This is a genomic window from Kosakonia sp. CFBP8986, assembly GCF_034044935.1.
GTDB classification, from domain to species: domain Bacteria; phylum Pseudomonadota; class Gammaproteobacteria; order Enterobacterales; family Enterobacteriaceae; genus Kosakonia; species Kosakonia cowanii.
Genome location: NZ_JAXCXB010000008.1, coordinates 163,761 through 182,784 on the forward strand (window position 1 = coordinate 163,761; position 19,024 = coordinate 182,784).

General features: G+C 58.7%; 16 protein-coding genes. 6 read left to right on the top strand and 10 right to left on the bottom strand.

Annotated features, from left to right (window positions below; genetic code table 11):
- Positions 1-6 precede the first annotated feature (6 nt).
- On the bottom strand, positions 7-2,103 hold the full coding sequence (locus SOM48_RS18370; protein ID WP_128483426.1) for a TonB-dependent receptor: 2,097 nt from the start codon (positions 2,101-2,103) through the stop codon (positions 7-9).
- Between the two features lie 283 nt (positions 2,104-2,386).
- On the opposite strand from SOM48_RS18370, the gene SOM48_RS18375 reads away from it, so the two are divergent.
- The 3 genes from SOM48_RS18375 to SOM48_RS18385 are packed head-to-tail and all read left to right on the top strand — an operon-like array spanning position 2,387 to position 4,650.
- Positions 2,387-2,815 (top strand): DUF2231 domain-containing protein, encoded by a 429-nt coding sequence (locus SOM48_RS18375; protein ID WP_023479947.1) that lies wholly within the window; start codon positions 2,387-2,389, stop codon positions 2,813-2,815.
- A complete protein-coding gene (locus SOM48_RS18380) occupies positions 2,812-4,110 on the top strand; it encodes a PQQ-dependent sugar dehydrogenase (RefSeq protein WP_289745443.1) in 1,299 nt (432 codons plus the stop codon). The genes SOM48_RS18375 and SOM48_RS18380 overlap by 4 nt, the downstream gene beginning before the upstream one ends.
- 60 nt (positions 4,111-4,170) lie before the next feature.
- Positions 4,171-4,650 carry a tol-pal system YbgF family protein gene (locus SOM48_RS18385; RefSeq protein WP_289745445.1) on the top strand — a complete coding sequence of 160 codons (480 nt, stop codon included), beginning with the start codon at positions 4,171-4,173 and terminating at the stop codon, positions 4,648-4,650.
- A gap of 21 nt (positions 4,651-4,671) precedes the next feature.
- Here the strand turns inward: SOM48_RS18385 and SOM48_RS18390 are convergent, their stop codons facing one another.
- Genes SOM48_RS18390 through SOM48_RS18400 form a run of 3 tightly spaced genes read right to left on the bottom strand, consistent with a single transcriptional unit; the run spans position 4,672 to position 7,627 of the window.
- Positions 4,672-5,451 carry an ABC transporter ATP-binding protein gene (locus SOM48_RS18390; RefSeq protein WP_076769532.1) on the bottom strand — a complete coding sequence of 260 codons (780 nt, stop codon included), beginning with the start codon at positions 5,449-5,451 and terminating at the stop codon, positions 4,672-4,674.
- Positions 5,448-6,476, bottom strand: coding sequence for a FecCD family ABC transporter permease (locus SOM48_RS18395; RefSeq protein WP_023480010.1), 1,029 nt, complete (start codon positions 6,474-6,476; stop codon positions 5,448-5,450). The genes SOM48_RS18390 and SOM48_RS18395 overlap by 4 nt, the downstream gene beginning before the upstream one ends.
- 32 nt (positions 6,477-6,508) lie before the next feature.
- Entirely contained in the window at positions 6,509-7,627 is a 1,119-nt protein-coding gene (locus tag SOM48_RS18400; RefSeq protein WP_320512726.1) for an ABC transporter substrate-binding protein, read from the bottom strand.
- Between the two features lie 205 nt (positions 7,628-7,832).
- Between SOM48_RS18400 and SOM48_RS18405 the strand changes: the two genes are divergently transcribed.
- Positions 7,833-8,261: a hypothetical protein gene (locus tag SOM48_RS18405; protein ID WP_054804108.1), complete on the top strand. Its 429-nt coding sequence runs from the start codon at positions 7,833-7,835 to the stop codon at positions 8,259-8,261.
- 118 nt (positions 8,262-8,379) lie between these two features.
- Here SOM48_RS18405 and mtnA read toward each other — a convergent pair whose 3' ends face one another.
- Positions 8,380-9,387 carry an S-methyl-5-thioribose-1-phosphate isomerase gene (gene mtnA / locus SOM48_RS18410; RefSeq protein WP_312480910.1) on the bottom strand — a complete coding sequence of 336 codons (1,008 nt, stop codon included), beginning with the start codon at positions 9,385-9,387 and terminating at the stop codon, positions 8,380-8,382.
- A 102-nt stretch (positions 9,388-9,489) separates the two neighbouring features.
- Between mtnA and mtnK the strand changes: the two genes are divergently transcribed.
- Positions 9,490-10,689: an S-methyl-5-thioribose kinase gene (gene mtnK, locus SOM48_RS18415; protein WP_128483433.1), complete on the top strand. Its 1,200-nt coding sequence runs from the start codon at positions 9,490-9,492 to the stop codon at positions 10,687-10,689.
- A 31-nt stretch (positions 10,690-10,720) separates the two neighbouring features.
- Here the strand turns inward: mtnK and SOM48_RS18420 are convergent, their stop codons facing one another.
- From SOM48_RS18420 to SOM48_RS18435, 4 genes are all read right to left on the bottom strand, one after another.
- Positions 10,721-11,965: an LVIVD repeat-containing protein gene (locus SOM48_RS18420; protein ID WP_320512727.1), complete on the bottom strand. Its 1,245-nt coding sequence runs from the start codon at positions 11,963-11,965 to the stop codon at positions 10,721-10,723.
- A gap of 245 nt (positions 11,966-12,210) precedes the next feature.
- Positions 12,211-13,275 carry a sugar ABC transporter substrate-binding protein gene (locus SOM48_RS18425; protein WP_042713331.1) on the bottom strand — a complete coding sequence of 355 codons (1,065 nt, stop codon included), beginning with the start codon at positions 13,273-13,275 and terminating at the stop codon, positions 12,211-12,213.
- An 18-nt stretch (positions 13,276-13,293) separates the two neighbouring features.
- Positions 13,294-14,289 carry an ABC transporter permease gene (locus SOM48_RS18430; protein ID WP_023479978.1) on the bottom strand — a complete coding sequence of 332 codons (996 nt, stop codon included), beginning with the start codon at positions 14,287-14,289 and terminating at the stop codon, positions 13,294-13,296.
- A complete protein-coding gene (locus tag SOM48_RS18435; protein WP_320512728.1) occupies positions 14,282-15,787 on the bottom strand; it encodes a sugar ABC transporter ATP-binding protein in 1,506 nt (501 codons plus the stop codon). The genes SOM48_RS18430 and SOM48_RS18435 overlap by 8 nt, the downstream gene beginning before the upstream one ends.
- 162 nt (positions 15,788-15,949) lie before the next feature.
- On the opposite strand from SOM48_RS18435, the gene SOM48_RS18440 reads away from it, so the two are divergent.
- Positions 15,950-17,038, top strand: coding sequence for an oxidoreductase (locus SOM48_RS18440; RefSeq protein ID WP_320512729.1), 1,089 nt, complete (start codon positions 15,950-15,952; stop codon positions 17,036-17,038).
- A 536-nt stretch (positions 17,039-17,574) separates the two neighbouring features.
- Here the strand turns inward: SOM48_RS18440 and fic are convergent.
- Positions 17,575-18,651 carry a protein adenylyltransferase Fic gene (fic, locus tag SOM48_RS18445; protein ID WP_320512730.1) on the bottom strand — a complete coding sequence of 359 codons (1,077 nt, stop codon included), beginning with the start codon at positions 18,649-18,651 and terminating at the stop codon, positions 17,575-17,577.
- Positions 18,652-19,024 lie beyond the last annotated feature (373 nt).

The window sequence follows — 19,024 nt, forward strand, 5'->3', positions numbered from 1 at the left end:
CGACCATCAGAAGTTGAGGCTGTAACCGAGTGTGGCCGTGCGGCCCCGCCCGGCGAAGTAGCGATCCGGATCGACCGAGGCGCTTTGCGAATAGTAGGTGACGTACTGCTTGTTGAGCAGGTTAGAGATGCCAAGGCTCAGCTGACCATAAGGCAGCTTGTAGCCCACCGCCGCATCGACAATCGCATAGCCGGAGAAATCCTTCTCCTCGTCGTCGAACTTCTTACTCAGCGCCCAGTTAGCCTGCAAGAAGGTGCTCAGTTCGGCATTCCAGTTCGCCGACCAGCTGGCGATGATGCGATCCGGGGCGATATTAAGACCGTCGAGTTTGGCATCAAGGCTGCCGTTATCATCGCTGTCGTAGCGACCGCGCATATGCGACCACGCCAGCGTCAGCTTGTGGTCAGCGTTCGGCGCGTAGCCCGCGCTCACTTCAACGCCATCGATCTCGGTCTTTTCACGCCGCGCAACAAAGGCGTCGTTTTGCAACTCGACGCGGCTGCCCAGTTTAGAGGTCGATTTGTAGTAGCTGGCCTCAAAATCGAACGGCGCCTGCTGGACGCGGAATCCCACTTCACTGTTTTTGGTAATGATCGGTTGCAGGCTGTTGTAATCACTCAGCTTCACCCCCGGCGTGTCGATGCCACGCAGTACGCGGCCGACATCCGGCACGGTAAAGCCTTCGCTGTAGCTGGCAAACAGGCTCAGCGGCGTGACCGGCGTCCAGACAATTCCGGCGTTGTAGAGGGTTTCATCGAACGACGGCGTGCCCCCTTCGACCGTAACGCGATCGTTGGCCCACACCGTCTGGTAGCTGTCGATCTTCAGGCGCGCATATTCGTAGCGAATGCCGCCGCTCAGTTTGACCGACTCCACCGGCGCGTACTCAAGTTGCAGGAAAGGCGAGAGATCGGTGTAGTTGATCTCCGGCACGTAGGTGCGCCCGGTGCTCCACAGATCCTGTTTCGAGTTATCAAACAGCGTGTCGAAGCCCACCGTCGCCTTAATGCGATCGTCCCAGATATCGTCTTTTGTCAGGGCGATTTTGCTGCCGTACTTATCGGTGTAAGCGCGGCTCTGATCGTAGAGTGTGCCAATTGGCGCAATCTGCGGGTCCTGGAAGGAGGAGGAGTTGGTGGCACCGAACAGCGCTTCGTAGCGCTGATAGTAGGCCAGCGCAGTCAGCTTCATCCCGGCGAGATTGTAGTTGTCGTAGGTGGTGCCCACGGTCCAGACATCGTTATGCGGCGCGGTGCCTTCCGGCGTGCCTTTGCGTGAGGTGGTCAACCTGCCCGCGTCGCGATCGCCGGTGACGCTGACATAATTATCTTTATTTTTCAGTCGGTAGCGGTTAAGGCTTAACTGCACACGCTGGTCGTTATCGAGCCAGTAACCTACTTTCGCCAGCAGATCCCACGCACGGGAGTCCATCAAATCACCCTGGGTGTTATCCACGCCAATGGCGTGATTATTCGCATCTTTGAACAACCCCTGATCTTCATAGCTGAGGGCGAAGAGGTAGTCGAGATACTCCTCGCTGCCATTGATGCTGTAGTTGGTTTTGTAGGCCAGCGTATCGTGATTAAGTTCAGAGGTCGGCGTGGTGGTTTCGATGCTGAAGTGCTGGTTGGCGGTGCCCGGCTTCGCCCGTTTAGTGATGATGTTGATCACCCCACCCGTCGCGCCCACGCCGTTACTGGTGTTGGCCCCTTTGATCACCTCAATGCGCTCAATCATGGAGGCATCGACGGTGTGCATTTCACGCCCGGTCGGGCGCAGGGGGTTGGATTGCGGAATACCGTCAATCATCACCAGCGGCGTACGCCCGCGCAGGGTCTCACCGCTGCCGGACATCTTCTGCCGCGACGGCGAAAACGACGGCAGCAGGTTACTTAAGATCTGCGAGGTATCGGAGGTGAGCTGGCGCTGTTGGGCAATCTCCTTTTCAGTGATCACTTTGATCACCTGCGGGGAGTCATTGCGCGAGCCGTCGGTACGCGTAGCCGTTACAACCACGTCTTCTTCACTGCTTGTCGCATCCTGCGCATAAAGCGGCGACGCGATGACCAGAGTAAGCGCGCCATAGAAAGGGGAAAATCGCATGCAAACAACCCTCAAGGTAATATCTCGCCGCACGGGCGAAGATCATCCGTAACAACATCAAATAAGAACAATAAGAAACAATTTGAGACCGATTATCATTATCAATAACTCAATGTAAAGTGAATATTCCCGTCTCGAAACTTATAACTATGCAGAATGCGTTATGGCGCACAACGCTGCTAACAAACCGCCGTTTCACATTATTTTGTCTACCCTTTATCAGGCACGTTCTGTGGCTTGAGTCGTGGTCACTTCCCGATCCCCCGTTTACTAAGGAAGACCAATGCAAACTACCTCCGGACCATCGCGGGTCGCCATTGCGCTCTATGAACTGTTAAACCCCCTGCCGCTCGGCTTTTTCACCGCCGCGTGGATCTTCGATATTCTCTACCTCAAATCTTTTCAAATTATGTGGACCGACGCGGCAAGCTGGCTTATCGCCATCGGGCTGGTGCTGGCGATTGTGCCGCGGCTAATAAACCTGGTGCAGGTGTGGTTCACCCAACGCCCGCTGGCGACGGCGGCGGTAAAAATCCACTTCTGGCTCTGGCTGCTGGCCATTGTGCTGGCGATTTTTAACGCCTTTGTCCACAGCCGTGACGCCTACGCCGTGGTGCCGCTGGGGGTGATCCTCTCCACCGCCGTGGTGGCGCTGCTGCTGATTGCTAACGTCCAGCTTGCCCTTCGTACCCGCAAAGGAGTGATCGCATGAGAATCCACCGCAAAACACTCCTCGCCTTTACGCTCACCGCGCTGCTGGCCGGCTGCGATCAGGGCGCCAGCCTCGATCCGGCTAAACAAGTGGGGCCAAACCCTGAACTGCCAAAAGCGCAAAACTTCCTGATGCCGCCGATGCAGGTGCCGGAAGGGGTGGCGTGGAAAGAGGGCGAGATGCCAAAAGTGGCGCAGGGGCTGAAGATTGAGAAAGTCGCCGATGGCCTGCAACACCCGCGTCAGGTCTATGTGCTGCCAAATAACGATGTGCTGGTGGCGGAAGCTAACGGCCCGGCGAAGCCAACCACGCGCCCGAAACAGCTGATTATGGGCATCGTGCAGAAAGCCTCCGGCAAAGGCGGCCCCGGCGGCAATCGCATTACCCTGCTGCGCAATGTCGACGGCAAATGGCAGAAGCACACCTTTATTGAAAACCTGCACTCGCCGTTCGGTATCCAGCTGATTGGCAACACCCTGTGGGTGGCGAATGCCGACAGCCTGGTGAAATTCCCCTATCAGGAGGGGCAAACCTCCATCACCGCGCCGGGTGAAGTAGTAACGGAACTGCCGGGCGGGCCGATTAACCACCACTGGACCAAATCCCTGCTCGCCAGCCCTGATGGCAGCAAGCTCTATGTCGGTGTTGGCTCCAACAGCAACATCACTGAGAACGGTATCGGCGCGGAATACCGCCGTGCGGCGGTGCTGGAGGTGGATGCCGCAACCGGAGCGAGCCGCATTTTCGCCAGCGGCCTGCGTAACCCGACGGGGTTGCAGTGGGAACCGGAAAGCGGCGCGCTGTGGGCGATCGTCAACGAACGTGACGAGATTGGCTCCGATCTGGTACCGGATTACATGACTTCGGTGCAGGATAAGGGCTTCTACGGCTGGCCTTACAGCTATTTCGGTCAGCATGTGGATGAGCGCGTCCAGCCGCCGCGCCCGGATCTGGTGAAGCAGGCGATTAAGCCCGATTACGCGCTCAGCTCTCACGTCGCCCCGCTCGGCCTGCTCTTCTACACCGGCGAGAATATGCCGCAATATCGCGGCGGCGCGTTTGTCAGCGAGCACGGCAGCTGGAACCGCAAGCCGCTTAACGGCTATCAGGTGGTGTGGGTGAAGTTTGAAAACGGCAAACCGGTTGGGCAACCGCAGCCGGTGGTGAGCGGTTTTCTTACCGATGACGAGAAGCTGGTGCGCGGTCTGCCGGTCGGCCTGGCAATGGATAAGCAGGGCGGCGTCCTGATTGCCGACGATGCGGGCAACACCATCTGGCGGGTCAGCGCGCGCTAACCTTGTGGCTGCCTGCCGCCTCGCTTATAACATAGCCTCAACATTTTTAAGGAGAGGCGAATGGAGAGCAGGTTGCAGGCAGCGATTGCGCTGCGAAAAGCGGGCGAGCATGAGCAGAGCCGCGCGGCGTTAAAGATACTTGCCGATGAACCGACGCTGCGCGCGCAGGCGCTGCTCAATATCGCCTGGTCGTTTGATAACCAGGGCCGCGAGCGGGATGCCGAAGGGTATTACCTGGCGGCGATTGAGGCTGGCCTTAGCGATGAAGATGAGTTTGAAGCGCGCTTTGGCCTCGCCTCAACCTGGCGCTGCCTGGGGAAATACCCGCAGGCGAAAGCGCAGTTTGAGGAGATTATCGCCCGCTGGCCGCAGGCAACCGAAGTGCCGCCCTTCTATGCGCTCTGCCTGCACAACCTTGGCGAGCACGACGCCGCGCTTGCCGTGCTGCTGGGATCCATTGTGCAAAACCCCGATGCCCGCACGGCCCCCTACGCTGAGGTGCTGCGCCACTACGCGCAGAACCCGCATCAGCGCTGGTGATCGCGCTGCGGCGGCTTACGCTCAGCTTAAACCGTCAATAATCACCTGTTTCATGCCCTGCGAGCAGGGCTCCACCCGCCCGCGCACGCCGTACACCTCTGCCAGCGTGTGCGGGGTGATCACTTCTCCCGGATCGCCGTCGGCCACCAGTTGGCCCTTTTTCAGGATCAGCACATGGTCGCCGTGGCGCAACGCGATATTGATATCGTGCACCACCACCACGGTGACGATGTTACGGCGCTGAGTTTCGCGCTTCACCAGATCCATCACGTGAAATTGATAATTAAGATCCAGCGCGCTGAGCGGCTCGTCCAGCAGCAACAAAGTGGGCTGGCGGATCAGCGACTGCGCCAGACCGACCAGCTGTTTCTGCCCGCCGGAGAGCTGATCAAGATAGTGCAGCGCCAGGTGCTCAATCCCCAACTGGCGCAACAGCGTCATCACCTGCGCCTGCTGCTCAGCGCTGTGCAGGCCGCCGGACGCGCGCTGCGCCACGATAATCGACTCCAGCACATGCAGATGCACGCCTGCCGGCAGCGACTGCGGCAGGTAAACCACCTGCTCGGCGCGTCTGGCGAAGGGTTGCGTCAGCAGATCATCGCCATCGAGGAGCAGTTCGCCCTGGGCTTTGTTCAGCCCGGCCATGGCGCGCAGCAGCGTCGATTTGCCGCTGCCGTTCGGCCCGAGCAGGATCGTCACTTTGCCGCGCGGCAGATGGTCAATCGCCAGATCCTGAATAATCGGCTGTTTGTGGTAACCCGCGCTGAAGCCGCGCAGGGATAAACCGGACTGCGGGCTCATACACTCCCCCGGTGGCGCACAATAATGGTGATAAAGAACGGCACGCCGACCAGCGAGGTGACGATGCCGACCGGGATGATGACGCCATCAATCAGGTTTTTGGAGACAATCGACGCCAGTGACAGCACCAGCGCGCCAATCAGCGCACTGCCCGGAAGATAGAAGCGGTGATCTTCGCCAAACAGCATGCGGGCAATGTGCGGGGCTACGAGGCCGATAAAGCCAATCGGCCCGACGAATGCCACCGACAGCGCCGACAAAATACTGATGCGCAGCAGCGTTGTCAGCCGCAGGCGGCGCACGTTGATACCAAAGCTGATGGCGCGATCTTCGCCTAAACGCAGGGAGGTAAGCTTCCAGGAGCTGAGCATCGACAGCGGCATAATCACCGCCAGCGCCAGCAGCAGAATGCCGAGCTTCTCCCACGAGGCGCGGGCAATGCTGCCCATCGTCCAGAAGACCAGCCCCTGCAAGGTGTCCTCATTGGCGATAAATTGCAGCATCGACACCAGCGCGTTGAAGGTGAAGACCAGCGCAATACCAAACAGCACCACGCCGGAGGTCGCCACCTGCGTCCAGCGGGTGATGCCATCGAGCAGCAGCGCCGCCAGCAGCGCGAAGATAAAGGCGTTAGCCGAGATAAACCACTGGGCGGGGATGCCGGGAATGCCGATGCCAAGCACGATCGCCAGCGCCGCGCCAAAGGCCGCCGCCGACGAAACGCCAAGGGTAAACGGGCTGGCGAGCGGGTTATTGAGGATGGTCTGCATCTCAGCCCCCGCCAGCCCCAGCGTTAAGCCGACGACAATCGCCATCAGCGCATAGGGCATGCGGATATCCCAGACAATCACCCGTGTTCCGGCATCCACGCTCTGCGGATGCAGCAGCGTTTGCCCCAGCACATCCAGCGACAGGCCAGAGGGGCCAAGGGTAAAATCGAGCAGCATCGAGGCGATAATCAACCCCACCAGCAGTGCCAACAGGCCGACGCGACGACGAATTATCGCGCGGTAGTTATCCATCAACGCGCCCGCGTCAAGAGTGGTACTCATTGTGGTTATTTGCCCTGCTGCCAGCTGTAAACAAAACCGTCATCCGGCAATTTGGTGAAGTTTTTGATGATGTGATGGTAAGTCGCATCCGGGTCGAGATCGGCAAACGCCTGTGGGTAGATATCCTTCGCCAGATACTCCATGCCCACGATGTTATACGGGTGGTTGTAGAAGTGGTGATAAACACCATAAACGTGCTTCTGCGCTACTGCCGGGATCTGGCTGATGCCGGTGCGGCTCAGCAGCACCTGCGCCTGCTTGTTCACCTCGTCCGGCGAGGCATTCAGGCCGAGCGGCAGCACCTGGCCGTTGCCGCGTTTGGAGCCGGTCATGATGTAGACGTCCGGGTTGACACTGATGAGCTTCTCAAGGGAGATAAAACCGGTGGCGCCCGGCAGCAGCTCGGAGCCGAGGTTGGTTGCGCCGACCGCTTCCACCAGACCGCCCCAGCCGCTGTGGCCATGGGTAAAGCAGCAGCTGTCGGCTCTGCCCGCCAGCGCTTCGACAAACACTTTCGGCTTCGGCTTAATGGTGGCGGTTTTCTGCGTGATCGCCTGCTGATGCTGGCGGTAGTAGGTGGTGTAAGCTTCAGCGTTGCTTTCGCGGTTAAGCACTTTGCCCAGCAGATCGACGCTTGGCGCGGTATCTTTCGCCGGGTTCACATTGTAATCGACAAACACCACCGGGATTTTCAACGCCGTCAGCTTGTCGAGCACGCCGCTGTCGGTGAGCGACGGTTTCGCGCGCAGCTGGGCAATCATCAGGTCCGGCTGCTTTGCCAGCACGCTTTCGAGTTCAACATTCCCTTTATCGCTAAAGCCCATATCGAGAATGTTGGCCGCTTCCGGCCAGCGGGTTTTCAGCATCTTCCAGCTTTCGATATCCTGCTTTTTCGCCAGGTTGTTCCACGCCACCAGCCGCTTAAACGGGTTATCGCGATCGAGCAGCGCGAGGGTCATGATGTCGCGGCCATCCTGCAAAATCACGCGCTGCGGCTCATGATCCAGCGTCACTTTACGGCCGCTAAAATCGGTCACCGTAAGGGGATACTGCGTGGCCTGCGCGAGAACGGGCAGCGTGAGCAGCGCGCCGAGAAGCAGCGTAGTGCGGATTTTTCCATGCATAGAAAAAGGTGTCCTGATGGTAATGAGAATTTTATACTTTTGATAATTATTATCATGTTTAGCTCAACAAAACCTATACGGTTTCAACAAATACACCCCTTTCTTAACATCCTGATTCTCTTTCTCTTTTTCTGACATATTTTCTTACGGGTTTATACGCGGCAATGCTTTACCCTCATGCTTTGCTTTTGCCGGACCCGCTGCCATGAAATACACCCTCTTCCTGCTGTTGATGTTTATTGCCACCGCCCGCGCCGACGATGCGGTAAGGCTGAACTGCCCGACGCGCGGCGCGCTGACCGTCTCCTTTTTTGATTACAGCCTGACGACCATGAAGTGGGGCGACCATTTTCAAATCGCGGCGGGCAAAGAGAGGGCGCATACCAAAGCGGGCGTGCCCTTCTGGAGCACCACCTTTCGCAACGGCGACAGCCTGGCCTTCTTCCCGGATTCGAATCAGTATTATCTCTTTTATGCGGGTGATGAAGATCCGGAGCAGTGCAGCGAAGTGGGCAGCTTTGTTTACCCGGCGATCACCCCGCCGCGGTATGAAAAAGGGCAGGATGACGCCGCCACGCAGGCGCAGGCCAACAGAAGAGAGAGTGAAGTGGTTTTGCAGCACCCGTTCGCGTGATGCAGCGGTTTGATATTGCCGGATGGCGGCTGCGCCTTATCCGGCCTACGGGTGAGGATGCACTGAAACGGCGTAGGCCGGATAAGCGTTTACGCGCCATCCGGCAACGTTTTATGCACTACACAAAAAGATCCGCGGCCTTCGTTACCACGCCGCTGTCGAGCACCCAACCGCTGATAAGCGCGGCGGGGGTAACATCAAACGCCGGGTTGTACACCTGCGCATCTTCCGGCGCCCACTGCACCGCGCCAAAACTCCCCGCCACGCCGGTCACTTCCGCGGCGGCGCGCTGCTCAATCGGGATCGCCTCGCCGTTCGGGCAATGGGGATCGAGGGTGGTTTGCGGCGCGGCGACATAAAACGGCACATTGTGGAACTTCGCCAGCACCGCCAGCGAATAGGTGCCAATCTTGTTCGCCACATCGCCATTGGCGGCAATCCTGTCCGCGCCGACCCACACCGCATCCACCTGCCCTTTCGCCATCAGGCTGGCGGCCATCGAATCGGTAATCAGTTGATACGGCACACCCAGCTCGCCCAGCTCCCAGGCGGTAAGCCGCCCGCCCTGCAATAGCGGGCGCGTCTCATCCACCCACACATTGCTGATATTGCCCTGCTGATGCGCCAGCGCAATCACGCCAAGCGCTGTGCCGACGCCCGCCGTCGCCAGCCCACCGGTGTTGCAGTGAGTCAAAATGCGGCTGCCGGGTGTAATCAGCGCGGCACCCGCCTGGGCGATGTTGTCGCAGAGCTGTTTATCCTCCTCCACCAGCCGCAGCGCTTCCGTCATCAGCGCATCGGCACAGCTCTCCTGCGCCAGCGCCTGCTTCATGCGGTCGAGATTGTTCATCAGATTCACCGCCGTCGGGCGCGCCGCGCGCAGGGTTTCCAGCGCCTGTGCCAGCTGTTCACGGCTCTCACCGCGCGCGGCCAGCAGCGCCAGCAGCAGGCTGGCAGAGAGGCCAATCAGCGGCGCACCGCGCACGCGCAGCGCGTGAATATGGCCGACAAGGTCATCTACCGAATCGGCGGCAAGCCAGCGTTTCTCCTGCGGTAACGCCTGTTGGTCGAGAATAAATAAACGATTTTCGGCGATGCGCAGGCTGGTGGTCTGTAATGACGGCATATCGTTAAATCCCTGTTGCGTTAATGTGGCGTATTGTGTCAGGATGCAAAGCGGATGTATAGACGTCTAAATGGCTTAAATAGCAAAAAGAGGATCGAGGCAATGTCGCAATACCATACCTTTTCCGCCCGTGATGCCGTGGCATATGCACAACAATTTGGCGGCCTTCGCGATCCCTCCGAACTGGTTGACGCGCAGGAAGTGGGCGACGGTAACCTCAATCTGGTCTTTAAAATTTTCGACCGCAACGGCACAAGCCGCGTCATCGTTAAACAGGCGCTGCCCTATGTGCGCTGCGTCGGTGAATCCTGGCCGCTGACGCTCGATCGTGCGCGTCTCGAAGCGCAAACACTGGTCGAACACTACAAGCACTGCCCGCAGCACACGGTCAATATTCTTCATTTCGACCCGGAGCTGGCGGTGATGGTGATGGAAGATCTCTCCGATCACCACATCTGGCGCGGCGAACTGATTCGCAATGTCTATTATCCGCAGGCAGCGACGCAGTTAGGTGAATACCTGGCGCAGACGCTGTTTCACACCAGCGATTTTTACCTCCACCCGCATGTGAAAAAAGCGCAGGTGGCGAAATTTATTAACCCGGCGATGTGCGAGATCACCGAAGATCTCTTCTTCAACGATCCCTACCAGATCCACGAGCGCAATAACTACCCGGCCGAGCTGGAAGCAGACGTCGCCGCCCTGCGCGATGACGCACAACTGAAAGTGGCAGTCGCGTCGCTCAAGCACCGCTTCTTCTCACACGCAGAAGCCTTGCTGCACGGCGATATTCACAGCGGCTCAATTTTTGTTGCCGACGGCAGCCTGAAGGCAATTGACGCCGAGTTCGGCTATTTCGGCCCGATTGGCTTTGATATCGGTACCGCTATCGGCAACCTGCTGCTCAACTACTGCGGCCTGCCGGGCCACCTCGGTATCCGCGATGCGGCGGCGGCACGCGAGCAGCGGCTGATCGATATTCAGACGCTGTGGGCGACCTTTGCCGAGCGCTTCCAGGCGTTAGCAACCGAGAAGACGCAGGACGCGGCGCTGGCGCAGCCGGGCTACGCCTCGGCATTTCTGAAAAAAGTGTGGACCGATGCGATTGGTTTTTGCGGCACTGAGCTTATCCGCCGCAGCGTTGGGCTGTCGCACGTGGCAGATATCGACACCATCAAAGATGAGGAGATGCGCCACGCCTGCCTCCGTCATGCCCTCTCCCTTGGCAAAGCGCTGATTGTGATTGCCGATCGCATTGATAACGTCGATGAGTTAATTGCCCGCGTGCGGCAATACTCGTAAGCCGATAACGAAGCGCCCTCCGGCGCTTCGCTCACCCCAGATACTCAATAATCGACAACCCGCCGTTGTAGTCGGTGCTGTAGATGATCCCCTGCGCGTCAACAAACACATCGCAGGACTGGATCACGCGTGGGCGACCGGGGCGGGTATCCATCATTTTTTCCGGTGCCGCTGGCACCAGCGCGCCGGTCTCAACCGGGCGATAGGGGTTAGAGATATCGTACGCGCGCACACCGGCATTCTGGTAGGTGGCGAAAATCAGCGTTGAGCTGATAAAGCTGCCGGGGCGGTTCTCATGCAGGTTGTGCGGGCCAAAGTGCGCCCCTTTCGCCACATAATCGATCTCATCCGGCTGCGGGAAGGTGGCGATGCTGACCGGGTTAGCGGGCTCGCGAATATCGAACAGCCAGATCAGCTTTTCGCCATCCTCCTGATTGTCGAGCACCGCTTCATCCAGCACCACCAGCAGATCGCGATCCGGCAACGGCAGCGCGGTGTGGGTGCCGCCGCCAAACGGCGGGCTCCAGTTGCGGTGGCTGATAAGCGTCGGCTGAGTGCGATCTTTCACATCCAGCAGCGTCAGGCCGCCGTCGCGCCAGCTGCCATAGGCGGTATCACCGGCAATAATCGCGTGGTGCAGCGCGTAGCGTTTGCCCTCTTCCCAGCCCGGCGTTTCGCCTGCGGCCTGGTTCATGCCCGGCAGCCACCAACGCCCGGCCACCTCAGGTTTGCGCGGGTCTTTGAGATCGATGGTCAGGAAGATGTAGTCGGTAAAGCCATCGATCAGCGCAGAAACATAAGCCCAGCGCCCGCCGACATACCAGATGCGGTGAATGCCGATGCCATCGAGCGACAGGAAGCTGATTTCGCGCGGCTTGTCCGGCGTGGAGATATCGAAAATGCGCAGCCCGGCGCTCCAGCCCTTATCCTGCACATCGCTTACGGTTTCGCCGACCGAGCGGGTGTAGTAGACCTTTTCATCAGCAAAGCGGGCGTCGGCAAAGAGATCGCGGGCGTTGATCACCAGCAGCAGGTCGTCGTGGGCTTGCAGATGCACGTTCCAGGTACCGGGCGGCGCGGCGATATAGCCTGTAGGTTTCGGGTTCTTTGGGTCGCGGACATCCACAATTGAGAAGCCCTGCGACACCATATGGCCGATATAGGCAAAGCCGCGGTGCACCATCAGTTGGACACCGTCCGGGCGACCGCCCTGGTCGCTGTGGCCGATCAAGCGCATATTGCGGCTGTAGTCCGGGCGTGGAAGTTCAGTTGCCATGATTTATCCTTGTTAAAGGCCGGTGCGATAGTTTGTTGCGATATGCCTTTGTAGGCCGGATAAGCGTTAGCGCCATCCGGCAATCAATGCCGCTCCGGCGCACCGCCGGATGGCGGCGTTGCCTTATCCGGCCTACGGGTTCGCCGCGATTGCTTATTGCGATACGCCCTTGTAGGCCGGATAAGCGTTAGCGCCATCCGGCAATCAATGCCGCACCGGCCTACAAAACTGGCTCGTGTTGCAAACTATTTATTCTTCGCTTCGAGCGTTGCAAACCACGGCGCAATAAAGTCCTGCGTCTGGCCCCAGCCGGGAATGATTTTGCCGAGCGACGCCACATTCACCGCGCCAGGCTGGCTGGCGAGCAGCGCCTGCGGAATGGCGGCGGCTTTAAAATCGTAGGTCGCAGGCGTCGGTTCACCGGCAATCTTATTGGCGATCAGGCGCACGTTGGTGGCACCAATCAGCTTCGGATCCACCGCCACGCTCACCTTCCAGGGGCTGCCCGCTTCGCGCATCAGTTGCAGATCCTGGTTCGAGACATCAATGCTGTAGAGCTTGATCTCGGTGCGGCCATTCTCTTTCAGCGCTTTATAGGCCCCCTGGCTAAAGGCATCCCAGGTGCCCCAGATGGCATCAATCTGCCCTTTCGGGTATTTCGCCAGCACCGCGCCCACCTTATTAGCCGTGTCGCCCTGCACATCGGAAGAGACGGCACCAATCGACTCCAGCTCTTTAATGCCCGGGTTCGCTTTCAGCAGTTCGGCATAGGCCGCCTGACGGCGCTCCATCGGCGGGAAACCGGCGACCCACAGTTTGATAATGTTGGCTTTGCCGTTGAAATCTTTCACCAGCTCGCCGAAGGAGAGTTTGGTCAGCGAGGCGTCATCCTGCTGCGTCACGGTAACGCCCGGAATTTCGCCCTGCACGGCGGTATCAAACACCGCCACTTTGATCCCGGCGGCGACCGCTTTTTTGATCAGATCCGTCGAGTAGGGATCGCGCCCCTGCGAAAGAATAATGCCGTCATACTTCTGGCTGATCGCCTGGTTAACGAAATCCTGGAATTTGGCGTCATCTCCGTTGCTTAAAAAGGTGCTGATTTTAAAGCCAAGTTTTTTACCCTGCTGCAAAGCACCGGCGACAAACTGGGTGGTGTTGTCATCAGAGCCGAGGTTGCGGATCAGCGCAATGCGCACCGGGCCGTTATGGTTGGCGATGGCCTCCGGAACCGGCGCAGGTGTTGCGGCGTGGCCCGGCAGCGCATTCAGTAATCCCAGCGCCAGCAGTGAAAGTGCAATTTTTTTCATCTCTGTTTCCCCTGAAAGTTAACGACGCTGGAAGTAAGTCAACGCAAGAGCACCGGCCAGCACCAGCCCCTTAATAATGTCCATCGCGTAATAGGGCACCGACAGCATCACCAGCCCGTTCGAGAGCACGCCGAGGATCACCGCCCCGACCAGCGTGCCGAGCGCGTTCGGTTTCCCCGATCCCGCCAGCGAGAAGCCAATCCACGCCGCAGCGACCGCATCCATCAAATACCCGCCGCCCGCGTTCACCTGCGAGGAGCCAATGCGCGAGGCGAGCAGAATCCCGCCGAGCCCGGCCAGCAGCGAGGCAATCACATACGCCGCGACTTTGTAGCGCGTGGTGCGAATGCCGGAGAGGCGCGCCGCTTCCGGGTTGCCGCCAATGGCGTACATCCGGCGGCCGTGGGTAGTCAACGAGAGGCCAAGCTGCGCCACTACTGTCACCACCAGCATAATGATGACGATGGTCGGCACCTGGCCGAGCAGCGAAAACGCCGCCGGGATGGTCCCTTCCGCCATATCACCGCTCGGCAGCACCATATTTTCGGTAATCGACCCGCCGTAGCTGTAGGTCATCGCCACGCCCTGAATAACAAACAGGCTGCCGAGCGTCGCCAGCATGTCGGGAATGCGCAGCACAACGATGAGAAAAGCGTTAAACAGGCCGACCAGCGTGCAGAGCGCCAGCGTCACGAGGATCGCCTCCGTCGTATCGAAGCCGTGCCAGACAAAGAGCGAGATCACCAGCGCGTTGGCCAATGAGGCGGTGGAACCCACGGAGAGATCAAACCCACCAATGGTCAGTGAGATCGAGACGCCAACGGCAATCACCGTGACGATAGCGATCGAGCGCAGGATATTGATGATGTTATTAGGATCGAGGAAGTTGTCCGAGGCGATGCCAAAAATGGCTACCAGCGCCACCACGGTGAGCAACATGCCCCACTTATAAAGGAAATCGAAAAATTGCTGCCGCGGGGATGCCGCCGCACTGACTGAAAGGGCCTTACTCACGGGCCGTTCCTCCGGTGGAATAGTAAAGGAGTGTCTCTTCGCGGGCATCCTCGCCCTGCACTTCTGCCACAATGCGCCCATCCCACAGCACACAAATCCGGTCGCACAAACCCACCAGCTCGGCGAATTCACCCGACGCGTAAATCACGCCTTTGCCCTCGCGCGCCAGCCCGTCGATCAACTGGAAAAGGTCGGTTTTCGCCTTCACATCGACGCCTTTGGTCGGCTCGTCAAAAATCACCACGTTCGCCTGGCCGCGCAGCCACTTGCCAATCGCCACCTTCTGCTGATTGCCGCCGGAGAGGCGGCGCAGTATCTGGCCTGGGCCACTGGCGCGCACGCCAACGTGGGCAATCACCTCTTGCGCCCAGCGCCACGCCTGGTGATGGGCAAAGATCCCCCAGCGCGAAAAGGTGCGATCGGCGCTGACGGCGAGGTTCATGCTGACCGGCTCATCGATAAAGATCCCCTCTTTGCGCCGCTCTTCCGGCACCAGCGCCATGCCGCGTGTTACCGAATCAGCCGGATCGCGCGGACGCCACGGCTGATGGTTCAGTTCACCGCGCGTAACACGGCTTTTGCTCGCGCCGAACAGGGCTTTGCACAGCTCGGTTTTGCCCGCGCCCGCCAGGCCAGCGATGCCAAGAATTTCGCCTTTACGCAGCCGCAGCGAGATATCTTTCAGCAGCCCTTCGTCGTGCAGGCCATCAATGCTGAGCAGCAGTTCGTCGCTATGCGGCGGGCGCGCGGGCGGGTAGATATCGCTCAGTTCATGGCCGAGCATCTTCTCAACAATCTCTTCGCCGCTAAGCGCCGTCATCGGCCCGGACTCCACCAGCCTGCCGTCGCGCAGCACCGTCAGGGTGTCGCAAATCGCCTTCACCTCATGAATGCGATGGGAGATAAACACCACGCCGATCCCCTGCTGTTGCAGGCGTCTGACCACCGCAAACAGGCGCTCGCTCTCATGCTGATCGAGTGGCGCGGTTGGCTCGTCGAGGATCAAAAAGCGGCAGTGATGGGAGAGCGCCCGCGCCAGTAAGATGTGCTGTTTTTCCGCCAGCGTGCAGCTGTCGATAGCGCGGGTGACATCAAACTCTACATCGAGCTGTGCCAGCGCGTCGCGCGCCTGGCGGCGGATCTCACCCCAGCGAAAGCGGTGCCCGCCCTCTGCCAGCTTATCCAGCATGATGTTCTCGGCGATGCTCAGCCCCGGCACCAGCGCAACGTCCACCTCCTGCTGCACGAGGTGAATGCCGAGCTGTTTCGCATCGCGCGGGGAGCGGATCGACACCACCTGATGGTTAATGGCGATCTCCCCTTCGTAATGATCATAAGTGCCGCACAGCACCGCCATCAGGGTCGATTTGCCTGCGCCATTTGCGCCGGTTAAGGCATGGACTGAACCGCCCCGTAAAGTGAGGTCGACATTCGACAGTGCGTTGAAGCCGCCAAAGGCGAGGCGCATGCCACGCATTTCGAGGAGGTTGCTTCCCATAGCGCGTGAATACCTGCGATTAATAGATTGATTTAGCGAATTTTTCACAGCCTCGCTTGACTGGCAACGACAGAAAAGGCATAAGTTAAAGCGAAATAATATTAGCCATCCGGATGTCCAGACATAACATCGGGTTAGCGATCACCTTTAAGGACACCTCATATGAGCAGCACCAATATCCGCGTTGTACCCGGCCCCGCCAACTACTACTCCCACGCAGGCAGCCTTGCGCGGCTGGAGGATTTTTACTCCGCTGAGCAGCTTTCCCGCGCGGTGTGGATCTACGGCGAGCGCGCCTTTGCCGCCGCAAAACCGTTTCTGCCCCAAGCGTTTAACGCGCCTGGCGCCACGCATCTGCTGTTTAAAGGCCACTGCAGCGAGCACGATGTGACGGAGCTGGTTCAGCAGGCGGGCGCGGATCGCAGCGTGGTGATCGGCGTTGGCGGCGGCGCTCTGCTGGATACGGCAAAAGCAGTGGCGCGCCGGCTCGGCTTGCCGGTGGTGGCGATCCCGACAATTGCCGCTACCTGCGCAGCATGGACGCCGCTGTCGGTCTGGTATAACGACGCCGGTCAGGCGCTCCATTTTGAGATCTTTGATGACGCTAACTTTCTGGTGCTGGTCGAGCCGCAGATTATCCTTGATGCCCCGGTGGAGTACCTGCTGGCGGGTATCGGCGATACGCTGGCGAAGTGGTATGAAGCGGTCGTGCTGGCGCCGCAGCCGGAAAACTTACCGCTGACGGTGCGGCTGGGGATTAACAATGCGCTGGCGATCCGCGATGTGCTGCTGGAAAGCAGTGAAGCGGCACTGGTCGATCAGCAGCGTGGGGAAGTAACGCAGGCGTTTCGCGATGTGGTGGATGCGATTATCGCCGGTGGCGGCATGGTCGGCGGGCTTGGCGAGCGCTATACCCGCGTGGCGGCGGCGCATGCGGTGCATAACGGGCTGACGGTGCTGCCGCAAACGGAGAAGTTCCTGCACGGCACGAAAGTCGCCTACGGTATTCTGGTGCAGAGCGCCCTGCTCGGCCAGGACGACGTGCTGGCGCAGCTTGTGGCGGCCTATCAGCGTTTCAACCTGCCGACTACGCTTGCAGAGCTGGAGGTGGATATTCACAACCGTGCCGAGCTGGATAAGGTGATCGCCCATACCCTGCGCCCGGTGGAGTCGATCCATGCGCTGCCGGTGGCTGTCACCGCCGACAAACTCTATGCGGCGTTTGAGAAGGTGGAGACCTTCGCGCGGTAAATTGCAAACGCGCCAATCCCGTAGGCCGGATAAGCGTTTACGCGCATCCGGCACTCTTTTCGCGGCACCATTGCCGGATGGCGGCGATGCCTTATCCGGCCTACCAAAACGGAGTCCGCTGAAACGGCGTAGGCCGGATAAGCGCCAGCGCCATCCGGCGATGTGCATGGCATGTTGGATTGGTGGAATTATTCCGTTCACCAGAGGTTCTGGTGATCCATTAATCTCATATGCGGTGAACGGGACAAGGGAAGCGGCCGCGCTCCCCTTGTCAATCCCCGCGGCCCCGCGAGGAAATCGGTGCTGCGCACTGCGCTCACCTCCCCTGTCTCGGTTCGCCTCTGTCCGCCATCCATGGCGTCCAGACCTTGTCATTCACGCTTCGGTTCGCCGATTTCAGCGGGGACACAACCCCCTCGCTGTGAAACCGCAGATAAAAGCCACACCGGTGTCGCTGTAGGCGCGTTTTGGTAGGCCGGATAAGCGGCACGCGCCATCCGGCAGGAGAACAGCGTGGGAGAGCTGACTCGCGGCAATTAGTTATTTAACTCCTGCAATAGCCGTGTATTGAGGTAGAGTTTTTCGCGCCCCACGCTCATCTCCTCCAGCACGCCTATGTCTGCTAACTGCTTAAGGTAGAGCGATGCAGTCTGGCGCTTAGCCACTTGCCCTTTTACAAGGTTATCTATCCGACAGTAGGGCTGTGCAAAAAGTATTTGCATCAACTCATGGGTATAGATTTTTGGCAGTCGCTCACGCACAAATTGTGTCGTATCCACCATCAGTTCACGAATGATGGCGATTTTTTTCTTGGTCCAGCGCGCCGTGTTTTCTATCGCTTCCAGCATAAATAAGATCCACGCCTCCCAGCGACCTTCGGCGGTCACGTCACGCAGGAGCGTGTAATAGCGATCGCGCCTTTCCAGGATAAACCGAGAGAGGTAAAGGATAGGCAGCGAGAGCAATTCACTCTGAATCAGGTACAAAATATTCAGGATTCGGCCTGTTCTGCCATTTCCGTCCGGAAAGGGGTGAATACACTCAAATTGGTAGTGTGAAATCGCCATTTTTATCAGCGGATCCAGGTCATCATCGGCATGGATGAAACGTTCCCAGTTCGCCAGCAGATCGCGAATAGCCGCTTCACCTACCGGAGGGGTGTAAACCACGTCACTGTTCTGATCGCGTAATACCGTTCCCGGGGTTTTACGAATATCCGTTTGTACGCCGCGCAGCGTGGTGCAAATGGCGATCGCAGTGTTAGTACACAACGGGTAACTGCTCAGGTAAGTAAAGCCATCGTGCAACGCAGTCCGGTAACGTAACGCCTCTTTTGTTGCGGGATCGGCGTTCTCGGCCTGATCGGCATACTGGAAGAGCTGATCGCTGGTGGTCACGATATTTTCGATGCGCGAGGAGTCCTTTGCTTCAAGTAGAGGAAGGAGGTTAATCAATAATCCCTGATCGGGAATTAACTCCCCTGCCGTGTTCAACTCTGCCAGAGCAGCACGTGCAGTTATGCAGGCCTTAAGTACCTTGCGGGTCTCAATCTCCTCCACGTTGGGCGGCAGCATCGGTAAGGCGTTAAAGGGTATGGTCGGATCCCAGCTCATATGTTTACAAAATCCATTTTTATCGACATATGCTGATAATATGTCGATGGAATAGACCTGTCACGATGACACGTTTAATAAATGTGATTTTATCGACGTATTTAACATTTTTGGCGGCATGCGTGTTTTCGCACAATCCGGAAATGGAGACGGGATCACATGCCGAATGGCATGTTGGATTGGTGGAATTATTCCGTTCACCAGAGATTGGGGAGTTTCATTGATCTCTTATGCGGTGAACGGGACAAGGGGGGGACCGCTCCCCCCTTGTCAATCCCCGCGGCCCCGCGAGGAAATCGGTGCTGCGCACTGCGCTCACCTCCCGCGTGCCTGACTGCGGCCGGCTCGACTCGACCTGCTCGCCCTACCGGGA